Below are 11,844 nucleotides of genomic sequence, written 5' to 3'. Positions count from 1 at the left end.
TTAAAAAATCTGGGCTAATTGCCTAAAATATCGTATGTAGGGAAGTAAAATGTGTGAATACCTAGACCATAAATTTTTACAAAAATATAACAAGGGGGAAATGGCAGTGGAGATACATAACGGAAGTATTTTGGAAATCAATCGTTTTCCCTCTCCTAATCCAAACGTCGAATTATCGATTATTACCTATCTTTCCAATGGGTTAAGGGTGAAAGGATTGCTAGCAGCGCCTTTACATGAAGGAACGATGGATGGGTTCCTTTATTTACGCGGCGGAATAAAAAATGTTGGGAAAGTACGGCCAGCGCGAATTGCACAATTTGCCTCTGAGGGATTTATTGTTTTCGCTCCTTACTATCGTGGTAATCAAGGTGGTGAGGGAAATGAGGATTTCGCTGGGGAAGATCGTGAAGATGCCTATGCAGCCTATTTATTGTTACAATCATTGCCGATGGTTAGGGATATCCATGTTTTTGGTTTTTCTCGAGGTGGTGTAATGGCATTGTGGACCGGCATTAACTTTCCAGATGCCGCTTCGGTTGTCACTTGGGGAGGTGTAAGTGACATGACCTTAACCTATAAAGAGCGAAAAGATTTACGGAGAATGATGAAAAGGGTCATTGGCGGGACGCCAGAGAAGTATCCAGAACGTTATAAGGAAAGAACTGCCCTGTATGAACTTGAAAGAATAAATGCACCGGTTCTGATCATTCATGGGGTCAAAGATGAAAATGTCTCCGTGGAACATGCCTACAGACTTGAAAGAAGGCTTAGGTCATTAGATAAACAGGTAGAGTGTTGGTATTTTGATGAGTTTACCCATTACTTTCCCCCGGTATTAAATAGAAAAATTGTCCATGATTTATCAATGTGGATGAAAAACCAGAGCAAAAGATGGTAATATATAGTTAATATAAGCAGAGGAGCGGATTTTAAAGTGGGTATGCCTCTTGAATTAAATACTATGATTGTGACAAAGGGCAGGGAAAATCGGGTAGAAGAGAATCTTTTTGTGCTTGTAAAGGAAGGATATAGACTTTACCCGATTGAAATTCCAATTGAGGTTAGAAAAACAATGGATAGTGATTCAAATGGAATTGCTTTAATTAAAAAAGTGGAGTGGCAACAAAGCACAACTACCATTACCTATGAATTAGTTTCATTAAATTCAACGAACTGAGTAAGCAGTTGAAATCCTGAATTTATTTCACTCCAATTAAAAACGCACACGAGAATAAAATCTCTTGTGCGTTTGTTTTTGATAATTTTTAAGCTATAGGCCCGCCTTTTTCTTCAATTTCAGCCGATACATCGGTGAATTTTTTGAAGTTTTCACGGAATTTTGCTGATAGTTCTTTTGCCTTTTTCATATACGCCTCTGAATCTGCCCATGTTTTATTCGGTAGAAGCACCTCATCAGGAACACCTGCTATATGAAGAGGAATATTTAAGCCGAAAATGTCATCTTTAACGGTTTCGACATGGTTTAATTCACCCTCGAGCGCTGCTTGAACCATTGCCCGTGTATAGGAAAGTTTCATTCTGCTTCCCACTCCGTATTCTCCGCCGGTCCACCCCGTATTAACCAAAAAGACATTGGCGTTATGTTCAAGTATTTTTTCTCCCAGCATATCCGCATATCGAGTCGCAGGGAGCGGCAGGAATGGAGCACCAAAGCAAGTGGAAAAAGTTGCTTGAGGTGATGTGACTCCTCGTTCAGTACCGGCCAGTTTAGAAGTATATCCGCTTAAAAAGTGATACATTGCCTGTTCTTTTGTTAATTTCGCGATTGGAGGCAATACTCCGAAGGCATCAGCCGTTAAAAAAACGATTGTATTTGGATGCCCAGCAATACTTGGCTGAATGATATTATCAATGGCTTCCATTGGATATGCAGCTCTAGTATTTTCTGTTAATTCACCATCGTCATAATCTGGGATTCTTGATTCAGGATTAATCGTGACATTTTCAAGTACCGTTCCGAAACGAATAGCATCAAAAATTTGCGGTTCTTTTTCTCGTGAAAGATTGATACATTTAGCGTAGCAGCCCCCCTCCATATTAAAGACCCCGTTGGAGGACCAGCCATGTTCATCATCGCCGATAAGACGGCGGTTGGCATCAGCTGAAAGGGTGGTTTTTCCTGTTCCAGACAAACCAAAGAATAAGGCAACATCGCCTTCAAGACCGACATTTGCGGAACAATGCATCGGGAAAATATTATTTTCCGGTAATAAGTAATTCATGACAGAAAAAATGGATTTTTTCATTTCACCCGCATATTCCGTCCCGCCAATTAAAACAATCCTGCGTTCAAAAGAGATGATAATAAAGGTTTCAGAGTTTGTACCATCAGTGGAGGGATCAGCCTTAAAATTTGGTGCGGAAATAACTGTAAACCCTGCCTCATGTGTGAGTAATTCGTCTTCTGTTGGCCGAATGAATAACTGTTGTACGAATAGATTGTGCCATGCATACTCATTTATTATCTGGATGGGCAAACGGGACTTTTTATCTGCACCGGCAAAGCCTTTAAATACAAAAATTTCCTCTTGTAGTTTTAAGTGATCAAGAACTTTATGATACAGGTTTGTAAAAATTTCTTCAGAAATAGGTTGATTCGTCCCCCAGGCAATTTTATCCTTAGTGGTTTCCTCAAGGACAATAAATTTGTCTTGTGGTGATCGGCCTGTGTATTTACCAGTAGAAACACTGACAGCCCCTGTTGAAGTTAGTGTACCCTCATTGCGGCTAAGGATCCTTTCAACAAGTTGTGGAACTGATAATTGTACTTGAACATTAGCATCTTGCAACAGTTGTTTTAATTCATTGGGAATATGAACAGAATTCATTTACTGAAACCTTCCTTTATCCATGTTTTATGTTTATTATGCTAAATAGTATAACACATTTTGTTAATTATTCTATACTATTCTGAAAATTCAACAAAAGTTATTGCTTTTATTGTAGGGATTAGGTCTTGTAATATTAGGTATTATATATATATAGGAAGAAAAATAGATTGCTCAAAGGATTTTGTTGGAAAAATTCCATTGACATTGCTCGATAAGGTAGGTTATGATTTACCCTTGAACGGATACTCTCTTATCCCGAGCTGGTGGAGGGACAGACCCAATGAAACCCAGCAACCTGCACACGAAAAATAGATGGATCAAAGAAAATTTTTCGGGCAAAGGTGCTAAATCTGAAGCAAGGCAAGTCCTTGAACGATAAGAGTGAAAGGCACGCAAAACTTTTGCTATCAACCTTTCCTCAAAATGGAAAGGTTTTTTTGTATTTTAGCATAAATTTTTCGTGCTACATAATCGCTGCTATTTATTCCATCGTTTAAATTTTCTATGGGATTTCTTCACGAATATGGTTTAACTAATAATAATCCCATGTTTATTTCATACTACTAAGGGAATGAGTTCCGTATCAACTCGAGGTTAAATGGCAAGGTTGTTATTATCTCATACATATAACCTCACCTTATTCAAAAATAAAGGAGGAATTCAGATGTCAACAAAACGTCGTTTGTTCACTTCTGAATCAGTTACTGAAGGTCATCCCGACAAGATCTGTGACCAAATTTCTGATTCCATTTTAGATGCTATTCTTGCAAAAGATGCTAACGCTCGTGTGGCTGCAGAAACTTCTGTAACCACAGGTTTAGTATTAGTTGCTGGAGAAATCACTACATCTACTTACGTTGATATCCCCAAAATTGTTCGTGAAACCATAAAAGGGATCGGCTATAATCGTGCAAAGTACGGCTTCGACTCCGAAACTTGTGCGGTTTTAACCTCCATTGATGAACAATCACCAGATATTGCAGCGGGCGTTAACCAGGCGCTAGAGGCACGTGAAGGCCACATGTCTGAGGAGGAAATTGAGGCAATTGGTGCAGGGGACCAAGGTTTAATGTTTGGATTTGCTTGTAATGAAACAAAAGAACTTATGCCACTGCCCATTTCACTTGCACATAAGCTTGCCCGCCGCTTAACAGAAGTGCGGAAAGAAGATATATTACCATACCTTCGTCCAGATGGAAAAACCCAAGTAACAGTTGAATATGATGAAAATGATAAACCAGTTCGGATTGATACCATCGTTATTTCAACACAGCACCATCCAGAAGTTACTCTAGAACAGATACAACGAAATGTTAAGGAATATGTTATTAATCCAGTGGTTCCTCAAGAACTAATCGATGAAAATACAAAATATTTTATTAATCCAACAGGACGTTTTGTTATCGGAGGACCACAAGGAGATGCCGGCTTAACAGGCCGGAAAATTATTGTTGATACGTATGGCGGCTATGCACGTCATGGCGGCGGCGCTTTCTCTGGAAAGGATCCTACCAAAGTTGACCGTTCAGCGGCATATGCAGCTCGTTATGTAGCAAAAAATATTGTCGCAGCAGGACTTGCTGAAAAGGTAGAAGTTCAGCTTGCTTATGCGATTGGTGTTGCACGACCGGTCTCCATTTCAGTTGATACTTTTGGTACAGGTAAAGTAAGCGAGGATCAATTGGTTGATTTAGTTAGTGAAAATTTTGATCTTCGCCCAGCCGGAATTATTAAAATGCTGGATCTTCGCCGCCCCATCTACAAAAAAACAGCGGCTTACGGTCACTTTGGACGTACAGATGTTGATCTTCCATGGGAACGCACAGATAAAGCAGACACTTTACGTCAGCAAGCCAACCTTTAATTAACGGAAGCGTGATGATGGAAAACGGAGTTGCATTTCAAGATGTAACTCCGTTTTTTATTTTTCGTCAGTATTAGCGTAGTATGGAATACAATGTTTAAGTAGGTCTATAGAAGTGAAAACTGTAATTACATGAAATTTCCTACTGTTCGGTGTGCAAATTTGACTGTTTTAGTGGTAGTATTAGAGAGGTGTTTTTTTAAAAGACCTTTTAATTTAAATTGGAGTAGGTGAGGTACATAATGTGTGGTTTTATCGGTTGTGTACACGACATAACACAAAACTATAGTGAAGAACAAAAACAGCAGTTTAAAAAAATGAACGATATAATTACCCATCGCGGACCAGATGATGATGGCTTTTATTATGATGACCATATTCAATTTGGTTTTCGCCGCTTAAGTATTATTGATATTGAGAGCGGTCACCAGCCGCTTACGTATGAAAATGAGCGCTATTGGATTATCTTTAATGGTGAAATTTACAACTATGTGGAGCTTCGTGAAGAATTGCTCAAAGAAGGATTATCATTCGCGACAAGTTCTGATACAGAAGTGATTATTGCCTTATATAGTCATATGAAAGAAAAGGCAGTTGAAAAACTGCGCGGAATGTTTGCCTTCGTCATTTGGGATAAACAAGAACAAACGCTGTATGGTGCTCGTGACCCATTTGGAATTAAACCCTTCTTTTATTTTGAAGATGGCGACCGAACATTTTTTGGTTCTGAAAAGAAAAGCATTTTGCTTGCGTTAGAAAATGATGTGTTGAATTATGATTCCTTACAGCATTATTTAACTTATCAATTTGTCCCTGAACCATTTACCTTATCAGAGGGAATTAATAAGCTTGAACCTGGTCATTTTTTCACAAAAAAGATTGGCTCTAAAATGGAAATTAAAAAGTATTGGAAGGCACATTTTAACCCTGTCCATAAATCAGAAGAAGACTTTATTAAAGAGATTAAGGATGTCTTATATGATTCTGTTGAAAAACATATGCGCAGTGATGTTCCGGTAGGTTCATTCCTATCAGGCGGAATTGATTCTTCGATTATTGCCTCCATTGCAAAAGAATATCACCCAGCAATTAAAACTTTCTCCGTTGGATTTGAGCGCAATGGCTTCAGTGAAATAGATGTAGCCAAAGAAACCGCAGATAAGCTTGGTGTAGAAAATATCAGTTATGTGATTACACCGGAAGAATATATGAAGGAAGTTCCTAAAATTATGTGGCATATGGATGATCCACTTGCGGATCCTGCATGTGTTCCGCTCTACTTTGTTGCGCGGGAAGCTCGTAAACACGTAACAGTTGTTCTTTCGGGTGAAGGTGCCGATGAATTATTCGGCGGCTACAATATTTACCGTGAACCACAATCATTAGAAGTGTTTAATAAAATTCCTAGAGTGGGTAAAGTCCTTTTAAAAGGAATTGCTAACATGATGCCAGAAGGGATGAAGGGTAAGAGCTTTATTGAGCGTGGTATCACACCTATGGAGGATCGTTATATAGGTAATGCCAAAATGTTCACAGAAGAAGAAAAGCGTGATCTGTTAAACGTCTACCGTGAAGGATTAGATTATACGGATATTACTAAACCGCTTTATCAAGAATCCCGCGGCTATGACCCGGTTGACCGTATGCAGTATATTGATATCCATACCTGGATGCGCGGTGATATTTTACTCAAGGCTGACCGAGTTACCATGGCACATTCATTAGAGTTGCGGGTGCCGTTCCTTGATAAAGAAGTATTTGAAGTAGCTTCAAGAATTCCAACAAGCATGAAGACGGCGAATGGAACGACCAAGTATATTTTACGTAAAGCGGCAGAAGGGATTGTTCCTTCCCATGTCCTTGACCGTAAGAAACTTGGGTTCCCTGTACCTATTCGTCACTGGTTAAAGAATGAAATGAACGATTGGGCGAAAACCATTATCCGTGAAAGTAACACAGACCACTTAATTAATAAAACGTACGTATTGCGCTTGCTTGAAGACCATTGTCAAGGTAAAGCTGATAACAGCAGAAAAATCTGGACGGTTCTTATGTTTATGGTTTGGCATCAAGTGTACGTAGAAGATGTCTATTCTTTTCAACGGGATTATGCACTTCAAAAGGAATTGCAAACCCTGAAACATTAAATTAGGAGAGCACCCATACTCATTAAAGTTTGGGTGCTTTTCTTTATCAGAGAAGAATATAAAATTTGACTTGGAGAATTGTCCAGCACCAGGACGCTTCCGCTTTTCTTAAGATTGCAGGGATTTATAATATTGGCCCTTCTCGGCATATTCTGTATAAATGCGGGTCATATCTTCTTTATCTTCTGCCGTTAATTCTCTAATAACTTTCGCAGGTCTGCCAAATGCTAAGGTATTAGGGGGGATTTTTTTTCCTTGGGGAACTAAACTGCCTGCGCCAATAAAGGCACCTTCACCAATTTCGGCATTATCAAGAATAATGGACCCCATTCCGATTAATGCTCTTTTCCTAATGGTACAGCTATGGAGAATTACCTGGTGGCCAATGGTTACTTCGTCTTCTAAAATTAGCGGGTTATTAGGACTTTGGTGTAAGATAGAATTGTCTTGGATATTAACTTTATTGCCTATCCTCGTGAGGGCAACATCACCACGTATAACGGAATTAAACCAGACACTAGAGTGTTCACCAATTTCAACATCACCCGTGATGGTTACATAATCGGCAATAAATGCAGTTTTAGCTATTAAAGGATATTTGTCTTTATAAGGGTAAATCATAGCGTTCGCTCCTTTTTGGGTGGATACTTCTATTTTAACGAGAATCTGTTAAGGTTTTCAAAGTATTCAACTTTTTCTTAAAAAACTTTAAATTTAACTGTAGCTAATAACTTATTCTAGGGGGAAAAAATATGTGGAAGTGGGAAGCAGAAGGGGATGCTAAGGCGGTAATTGTAATTGTTCACGGGGCAATGGAGCACCATGGCAGATATGGGTGGCTCATTGAAATGTGGCGGTTAGCTGGCTTTCATGTCATTATGGCTGACCTTCCAGGTCAAGGGATGACAACGAGGGCCAATCGAGGTCATATTGATTCCTTTGATGACTACATCATCGAGGTAAAAGATTGGATTCAAGCAGCATATCGCTATAACTTACCCGTATTTTTGTTAGGTCATAGTATGGGTGGATTAATTTCAATCCGCTTGCTTCAAGAGGAACAATTAAATATTGCAGGTGTCATTCTTTCCTCGCCATGTTTAGGACTTGTCCATACCCCATCTAAATTTCTAAATACACTGTCACATCTCTTAAATGTTATTTATCCTTCCTTAAGGATGGACTCGGGTTTAACGGTTCAAATGGCTACAAGAAACGAAGATGTCCGTGAAGCTGATGCGAATGATACTCTTTACGTGACAAAGGTTTCTGTCAGGTGGTATCGTGAACTTGTGGATGCTATGAAACAGGCATTCGAAGAACTCGAAAAAACACAAGACATCCCTATGCTTGTCATGCAGGGCGGAGAAGACAAAATCGTGAATAAACGTACTGTGAAAGAATGGTTCAATTATGTGCCATTATCTGAAAAGCGATTTAAGGAATGGCCAAAATGTTATCATGAAATTTTTAATGAGCCAGAACGTGAAGAAGTATTTGAATATGCAAAGGACTTTGTTCACAGCCAATTAAAAGCGCTCGGATATATTATATAGAAAGGTTGTTGTTTCCATGATGCCAATCACCCTAATGTCTAGGGTCTATCGCAAGATACTTCCAGCAGTCCATCAAGAATTGGCTTATTGGAGAAGCCGGGCTGAAAATATCCCTAATGTAGAGCTTAGAAAACAAGCCCTCGCTAGTATTGACATGAAAACCTTCCACTGTGAAGGTGGTGCAATCCTTGCTCTAACAGCTAAAGATGATTATCTAAAGGCAATAAAGTTTATTGTCGCTTATCAGACTATCAGTGATTATCTAGATAATCTCTGTGACCGCAGTACATCACTTGATCCAAATGATTTTGCAGCCCTTCACGAAGCTATTTCTGATGCACTTGTTTTAGAGGCTGAAGAGAAAAATTATTACCGGCTCCGTGATGACCAAGATGATCATGGGTATTTACATGATTTATCAGAAACCTGTCGTCAAGTTTTAAGGGAAATGGATCATTATGATAAGATTAAAAATTATCTTCTTGAACTTTGCAGCTATTACTGTGATTTACAAATTAACAAACATGTAGTAAAAGAAGAGCGGGTTCCAAGGCTAGAACAATGGTTCCGCCGTTATCAGGAAGTGTTACCTGAAATGGAGTGGTATGAATTTTCAGCATGCTCAGGTTCTACACTAGGGATATTTTGTTTAATATCCTATGCAATGCGGGACGATTTTCAAGTAAGCGATGCCGAAAATATTCGCAAAGGGTACTTTCCGTATATTCAAGGACTTCATATCCTATTAGATTATTTTATTGATCAAGAAGAAGACATTGCTGGAGGGGATTTAAATTTCTGCTCCTATTATAAAAGTGAGGAAACCCTTTTTAATCGTTTAAAATATTTTGTTAGCCAAGCAGACCGGCACACTGAATACCTTCCACATAAGAGATTCCATCAGCTAATCAATCGCGGATTATTAGGGATTTATTTATCTGATAAAAAAGTACGCAAACAAAAGAATGTCCGAAAGCTGGCAAAGGAAATTATTAAATCTGGAGGTTGGATCAGTTATTTCTTTTATTTTAATGGACTTGCCTATCGGTCATTCCAAAAAAATGTACCGGCCTTTGTAACACGATTAATGGCAAAGTAAAAAAGAATGTCCCAAAACAAATTGGGACATCCTTTAACGTTTTTCTATAGCAACGATAAATGGCGGGTTATTCTTTTGATTAATAAATTGATATTGCAAAACATGGGCTGTCTTTTGATCCATTTCCTGGCAGAATTTTAATAAGGAATCTCGTTCAATTATACCTTGTTCGTGTCCGTGATAAATCACCAGCACAATAATTCCTTCTGGCATCATAATTTCTAGTAATTGCTTAATGGCAGCAATAGTTGTCTCAGGTCGGGTTACAATCCTTTTATCACCGCCGGGGAGGTATCCAAGGTTAAAGATCGCCCCCGTAATTTTCCCATGGTCAACTGTAGGAATCTTTTCTAAAAGTTGTTCGTGTCCGTCATGAAAAAGAGTAACACGCTTTTCTAATTTTTGCTCTATTAGCCGCGCCATACTAACTTCAACCGCCTCTTTTTGGACGTCAAACCCATAAACCTTTCCTGTTTCACCCACAAGTTCTGCCAAAAATACGGTATCATGCCCATTTCCGAGCGTTGCATCCACAACCACATCACCCGTTTTAACCACTTTTTCAAGTAAACTTTTAGCAAATGGAAGAATGCGTTCTATTTTCATTAGATCTTCCTCACAGTACTTTCAAAAAATTTACCTTGCCAACTGTTTCTTCGTTTTAATTCGGCATCAATGGAATTTAATACTTCCCACTTATTGACACTCCACATCGGACCAACCATCAAATCAATGGGACCGTCTCCAGTAATACGATGAATAACCATTTCTGGTGGTAAGATTTCTAATTGGTCGCATACTAAGTTGACATAGTCTTCTTGGGTCAGAAATTCGAGCAAGCCCTTCTCATATTGCTTGACCATAGGGGTTCCTTTTAGCAAATGGAGCAAGTGAATCTTAATTCCTTGCACATCCAGCTTGGCTACTTGACGAGCAGTTTCCATCATCATGTCATACGATTCAAGGGGCAGCCCGTTAATAATGTGCGAACAAATCCGTATTCCATGTTTTCTTAACTTGTTGACACCGTCCATGTAGCATTGAAAATCATGGGCACGATTGATGAGTTGTGCTGTCCGTTCATGAACGGTTTGAAGTCCGAGTTCGACCCATAAGTAGGTGCGCTCGTTTAATTCTGCTAAATACTCAACAACATCATCAGGTAAGCAATCAGGACGGGTAGCAATTGATAAACCCACCACATCATCTTGCTTTAGAACTGTTTCATATTTCTCACGCAAAACCCCTACTGGTGCATGGGTATTCGTAAACGCTTGAAAGTAGGCCATATACTTGCCATCTTTCCATTTTGTATGCATTTTGGTTTTAATCTCATTAAATTGCGTTTCCAATGTTTCGACACGATTGCCGGCGAAATCCCCAGATCCAGCTGCACTGCAAAATGTACAGCCTCCATGTGCCACGGAACCATCACGATTCGGACAGTCAAAACCGCCGTCTAAAGCAACTTTAAATACTTTATGACCAAAGTGCTGACGGAGATGGTAATTCCATGTATGGTATCGTTTATCGTCAGAAGCATAAAGAAAAGGTTTAGTCTGAAGCATTCAGAAAACCTCCTTAATTTATAAATTAGCGCCTCTAATTTTATCACTAAGTATTATGCATATCCATCTGTAATTATTTCAATCTGATTGGTAACAATTATCGATCGGATTGGGTTATAGGAAAAAAAATGGTGAACACAATAAGAAATGAAGCAGTATGTGCTTCAAATGAGTTTATTATGTTATTGTGCGACAACATGAAGGGGGTTCTTACAATGGCTACTCGCGACTCAATGGATATGTTAATGCAGCAAGTAGAGGACACTATTCGCTATGCGGAGGAACAATACAAACAAAGCAGCCTTCAAGAGCATTATAATGACGATGACTATACAAATGCACTCCAACAACTAGAAAGTACGTATCAAGATATAGCCAAGATGGCTCATAGTGCTAATTCGCAGCAGCGGGAACAACTTCATCGAATGAGGCTCCTGGTTCAGCAAATTCAGAATTCGATGATTATAGAAACACATTAAGAGGAGGAGAACCATTTTGAAAAAACGTTCAAAAAAACAAAATCCTGAGCAAAAGACTCGAAATGGTGTCAATAGTCAAGATCTGGAACTTGGCCAGGACATGGATGTAGTGAAACAAGCTAAAAAGAAATATGAACAATCTGGCGGACAGCCTGTAAAATCTAAAATGCACCAAGAAAAAGGACAATCTTCCTAACAGTGTTGTTTAAGATCTCTCAACGTCTTGTTGAGGGATTTTTTTATGGAAAAATATTTTTGTTAAAATGAGGACTTTTC

General features: G+C 38.9%; 12 protein-coding genes and 1 riboswitch. Of the genes, 8 read left to right on the top strand and 4 right to left on the bottom strand.

From position 1 onward, the window contains the following. Positions 1-100 precede the first annotated feature (100 nt). Positions 101-901, top strand: coding sequence for an alpha/beta hydrolase family protein (locus tag AC4E8C_RS18555; protein WP_490208134.1), 801 nt, complete (start codon positions 101-103; stop codon positions 899-901). A gap of 36 nt (positions 902-937) precedes the next feature. Continuing rightward, on the top strand, positions 938-1,180 hold the full coding sequence (locus AC4E8C_RS18550; RefSeq protein ID WP_490208133.1) for a DUF2584 domain-containing protein: 243 nt from the start codon (positions 938-940) through the stop codon (positions 1,178-1,180). Positions 1,181-1,268: 88 nt separating this feature from the next. On the opposite strand, the gene pckA is transcribed toward AC4E8C_RS18550, so the two are convergent. Next, positions 1,269-2,852 carry a phosphoenolpyruvate carboxykinase (ATP) gene (gene pckA, locus AC4E8C_RS18545; RefSeq protein ID WP_490208132.1) on the bottom strand — a complete coding sequence of 528 codons (1,584 nt, stop codon included), beginning with the start codon at positions 2,850-2,852 and terminating at the stop codon, positions 1,269-1,271. Positions 2,853-3,102: 250 nt separating this feature from the next. Then, positions 3,103-3,237: riboswitch (SAM riboswitch) on the top strand. Positions 3,238-3,519: 282 nt separating this feature from the next. On the opposite strand from pckA, the gene metK reads away from it, so the two are divergent. Continuing rightward, positions 3,520-4,719 carry a methionine adenosyltransferase gene (gene metK, locus AC4E8C_RS18540; protein WP_490208131.1) on the top strand — a complete coding sequence of 400 codons (1,200 nt, stop codon included), beginning with the start codon at positions 3,520-3,522 and terminating at the stop codon, positions 4,717-4,719. Positions 4,720-4,961: 242 nt separating this feature from the next. Next, a complete protein-coding gene (gene asnB / locus AC4E8C_RS18535; protein WP_490208130.1) occupies positions 4,962-6,866 on the top strand; it encodes an asparagine synthase (glutamine-hydrolyzing) in 1,905 nt (634 codons plus the stop codon). 108 nt (positions 6,867-6,974) lie between these two features. Here asnB and AC4E8C_RS18530 read toward each other — a convergent pair whose 3' ends face one another. Then, on the bottom strand, positions 6,975-7,487 hold the full coding sequence (locus tag AC4E8C_RS18530; protein ID WP_490208129.1) for a gamma carbonic anhydrase: 513 nt from the start codon (positions 7,485-7,487) through the stop codon (positions 6,975-6,977). Between the two features lie 131 nt (positions 7,488-7,618). Between AC4E8C_RS18530 and AC4E8C_RS18525 the strand changes: the two genes are divergently transcribed. Then, complete coding sequence (locus AC4E8C_RS18525) at positions 7,619-8,422, top strand: alpha/beta hydrolase (protein WP_490208128.1); 804 nt, start codon at positions 7,619-7,621, stop codon at positions 8,420-8,422. A gap of 16 nt (positions 8,423-8,438) precedes the next feature. Continuing rightward, positions 8,439-9,521 carry a tetraprenyl-beta-curcumene synthase family protein gene (locus AC4E8C_RS18520; protein ID WP_490208127.1) on the top strand — a complete coding sequence of 361 codons (1,083 nt, stop codon included), beginning with the start codon at positions 8,439-8,441 and terminating at the stop codon, positions 9,519-9,521. A gap of 33 nt (positions 9,522-9,554) precedes the next feature. Here AC4E8C_RS18520 and mnmM read toward each other — a convergent pair whose 3' ends face one another. Continuing rightward, entirely contained in the window at positions 9,555-10,127 is a 573-nt protein-coding gene (gene mnmM / locus AC4E8C_RS18515) for a tRNA 5-(aminomethyl)-2-thiouridylate-methyltransferase MnmM (RefSeq protein WP_490208126.1), read from the bottom strand. After that, positions 10,127-11,089: a tRNA modification radical SAM protein MnmL/YtqA gene (mnmL, locus tag AC4E8C_RS18510; RefSeq protein ID WP_490208125.1), complete on the bottom strand. Its 963-nt coding sequence runs from the start codon at positions 11,087-11,089 to the stop codon at positions 10,127-10,129. The genes mnmM and mnmL overlap by 1 nt, the downstream gene beginning before the upstream one ends. 215 nt (positions 11,090-11,304) lie before the next feature. On the opposite strand from mnmL, the gene AC4E8C_RS18505 reads away from it, so the two are divergent. Beyond that, a complete protein-coding gene (locus tag AC4E8C_RS18505) occupies positions 11,305-11,568 on the top strand; it encodes a YtzC family protein (protein ID WP_490208124.1) in 264 nt (87 codons plus the stop codon). A gap of 16 nt (positions 11,569-11,584) precedes the next feature. Continuing rightward, positions 11,585-11,764 (top strand): glycogen biosynthesis protein GlgD, encoded by a 180-nt coding sequence (locus tag AC4E8C_RS18500; protein WP_490208123.1) that lies wholly within the window; start codon positions 11,585-11,587, stop codon positions 11,762-11,764. Positions 11,765-11,844: the final 80 nt, after the last annotated feature.

It is taken from the genome of Neobacillus sp. SRL179 (genome assembly GCF_984799095.1).
Note: the sequence above shows the minus strand (reverse complement) of the source record. Positions and strands in the feature narration are given on the sequence as shown.

Bases quoted from the DNA above. Each gene is read 5' to 3' on its own strand.
- AC4E8C_RS18555 (WP_490208134.1), top strand. From the start codon at position 101: ATGGCAGTGGAGATACATAACGGAAGTATTTTGGAAATCAATCGTTTT.
- pckA (WP_490208132.1), bottom strand. From the start codon at position 2,852: ATGAATTCTGTTCATATTCCCAATGAATTAAAACAACTGTTGCAAGAT.
- metK (WP_490208131.1), top strand. From the start codon at position 3,520: ATGTCAACAAAACGTCGTTTGTTCACTTCTGAATCAGTTACTGAAGGT.
- asnB (WP_490208130.1), top strand. From the start codon at position 4,962: ATGTGTGGTTTTATCGGTTGTGTACACGACATAACACAAAACTATAGT.
- AC4E8C_RS18530 (WP_490208129.1), bottom strand. From the start codon at position 7,487: ATGATTTACCCTTATAAAGACAAATATCCTTTAATAGCTAAAACTGCA.
- AC4E8C_RS18525 (WP_490208128.1), top strand. From the start codon at position 7,619: ATGTGGAAGTGGGAAGCAGAAGGGGATGCTAAGGCGGTAATTGTAATT.
- AC4E8C_RS18520 (WP_490208127.1), top strand. From the start codon at position 8,439: ATGATGCCAATCACCCTAATGTCTAGGGTCTATCGCAAGATACTTCCA.
- mnmM (WP_490208126.1), bottom strand. From the start codon at position 10,127: ATGAAAATAGAACGCATTCTTCCATTTGCTAAAAGTTTACTTGAAAAA.
- mnmL (WP_490208125.1), bottom strand. From the start codon at position 11,089: ATGCTTCAGACTAAACCTTTTCTTTATGCTTCTGACGATAAACGATAC.
- AC4E8C_RS18505 (WP_490208124.1), top strand. From the start codon at position 11,305: ATGGCTACTCGCGACTCAATGGATATGTTAATGCAGCAAGTAGAGGAC.